This window comes from Skermanella sp., assembly GCF_059503625.1.
Window position 1 is genome coordinate 1 of sequence record NZ_JCACHA010000414.1, and the last position, 2,452, is coordinate 2,452.

Consider the following 2,452-nt stretch of genomic DNA (forward strand, 5'->3'; position numbering starts at 1 on the left):
CGAGGCCGTGGGAAAACGTGTTCGCGGTCAGATGCTCAAGGGCGAGCCTGGCTTTTCCGACAAGAGGTTTGGTCAGGCCGCTTCGGGGGTTCAGGCCCTCATGGCTTGGATCAGCGGCCCGGCGCCCAGGATCGCGATGACCCGCTTCATGTTATAGGCCAGCACGTGGAGGCTCATCTCCGTGCCGACCCGCTTCAGCGTTCGGGTCAGGAAGTGGGTTGAACCCATCCAGGCTTTCAGCGTGCCAAATGGATGCTCGACGGTCTGTCTGCGGATGCGCATGGTGTCCGGTGCCTGGTCGAGCCGGTGCTGCATGGCATCCAGTACCCCCTCGTGCTCCCAGCGCGTGACGCGGCGCATCTTGGCGGGCGTGCACTGGGCCTTGATCGGGCAGTCTGGGCACTTGGTCGTCCAGTAGTGGCGCAGGGTCATCCCGTGCTCGTCGATGCGGTTGAACCACCACTTCATGGTTTCTCCCGCAGGGCACCGGTAAGCATCCTGCGCGGGCAGGTAGACGAAGTCCTGCTTGCCGAACCTTCCGTCGGCCTTGGCGCCTGAGGTGAGGATCCTCGGCACCATCGGCGTCATGCCGTCCTGCTCGCACAGCAGGATGTCCTCGCCCTTGTAGTAGCCGCGGTCGGCGATGGCAGTGAGCGTGGCGTGGTCCATCGCCTCACGCGCCTGGCGGGCCATGCCGGAGAGCTGGCCGCGGTCGTAGCCCAGGTTGGTGACCTCGTGCGCCACAATCAGGTGGTGCCTGGTGTCGACGGCTGCCTGCACGTTGTAGCCGACAATGCCGCTGCCTTTGCCGCTGGTCGCCATCGAGCGCGCGTCCGGGTCAGTCAACGAGACCTGCCGGTCAGGCGCGTCCTTGATGTTCTCCTCCATGGCGCGGAACTGCCGGACCTGCTCACGCAGGGCGGCGACCCTGTCCTTGAGCCGGGCCGACTTGGCCTGAGAAACCTCGTTCTCCTGCCGGTCGGCCGTGTTCATAGCGGCCATGTAGCGGGCGATGCTCTCCTCGACCTGCTCGATTCGGCGCTGGAGCTTGGCGGGCGTATAATTCTTATCGCGGTTGTTCACCGCCTTGAACCTACTGCCGTCGATCGCGACCACGGCGTCCGTGAACAGGTCCAGCTTGCGGCACAGCAGGACGAACTGGCGGCAGACGGCACGGATGGCCAGGCCGTTGTCGCGGCGGAACTCGGCGATGGTCTTGAAATCCGGCACGAGTTGCCCGGTCAACCACATCAGCTCCAAGTTACGCCCGGCCTCGCGCTCCAGGCGTCGGCTCGACTGCACCCGGTTCAGGTAACCGTAAAGATAAAGCTTCAGCATGGTCGCGGGGTGGTAGGAGGGACGGCCCGTTGCCTCGGGCACCACACCCGCAAAGCCCAGGGCGCCCAGGTCCAGCTCGTCGACGAACACCTCGACCACGCGGACCGGGTTATCCTCCGTCACGTAGTCGTCGAGGCAGGGCGGCAGGAGCGTCACCTGGCGGCGGTCCGCACCCTCGACGAAACGCTTCATCCCAACCTCCGGAACGGCAGGGTTCTAGCGTAGCAGATCAGCGTCGTTCCGTGGATCTGGGCACTTTGCCAATGTTCACGTTCGCCGGGCGCGAGAGACAGGTGTGACGGTTTCTTAACGGCTGCCTTGCAGGATATGCTGAAGGAGCCCGCGTCATGACCATCACCGCCGCGGCAAGCCCGGCCATCAGCCAAGCCAGTACCATGACGCGCACCGCTGCAGTCTCTGCTGTGGCTGAGACTGCCAGTGCGGCCCTCGCGATCCCATCGGTCACGCCGCCCTCGCCCGCCGTGGTGCTCTCGATTAATCCGGGCACCCTGTCCGCTGTCTCCCACCCCGGTGACAAAACGGCGGAGCAGCGCGTCAACTCGCTCGCTGAGGCGGTCAAGACGCACAACGACATCGCTGATGCCGTGGCGCAGGTCGATTGGGCAAAGTTCGCCAAGATCGCCGGGCCGGAGAAGGCTGAGGCCGAGAAGATGGCCTCCATGAAGTATCTCGCCTACTCCGCGACCCGTCTCGGTCGAGAGTTCGGCGAGAGCGGCATCGACGTGCGGGCGGTGACCGATGAGCAGGCGGCCGCCACCGGGCAGGCTTCGGGCACGCTGAAGGTGAAGGACTTCACCTTCAAGTCCGGGGGCTCGGTCTACGCCGTCACCGTGCAGGAGGACGGAACCCTCGTCGGCACCCGCGACGGCGAGGCGTGGAAGACTTGGAAGACGATCCCCTCCCACGCTACCCGCGCCGCAACGGACGCTGGGGTGGCCTTGGCGAAGCTCCAAGGGATGCTGTCGCCGTCCGGCTTGGGCACGGTAGCAGGATCGCTCGGGCTTCTCTCAATGAGCGTCTGAACGCGCAAAGGCTACGGATCACCTCGCTTTCCCATGTAGGCTCACAGTGGAGTACGTTTTCACACGGCCTG

Annotated in this window: 2 protein-coding genes; one reads left to right on the plus strand and one right to left on the minus strand. The window is 65.1% G+C overall.

What is annotated here, in order from left to right; genetic code table 11:
* Window positions 1-90 precede the first annotated feature (90 nt).
* Entirely contained in the window at window positions 91-1,530 is a 1,440-nt protein-coding gene (locus AC5JJ6_RS09190; RefSeq protein WP_496041746.1) for an IS1182 family transposase, read from the minus strand.
* A 155-nt stretch (window positions 1,531-1,685) separates the two neighbouring features.
* On the opposite strand from AC5JJ6_RS09190, the gene AC5JJ6_RS09195 reads away from it, so the two are divergent.
* On the plus strand, window positions 1,686-2,381 hold the full coding sequence (locus AC5JJ6_RS09195) for a hypothetical protein (protein ID WP_496041747.1): 696 nt from the start codon (window positions 1,686-1,688) through the stop codon (window positions 2,379-2,381).
* The last annotated feature ends 71 nt before the right edge of the window (window positions 2,382-2,452 follow it).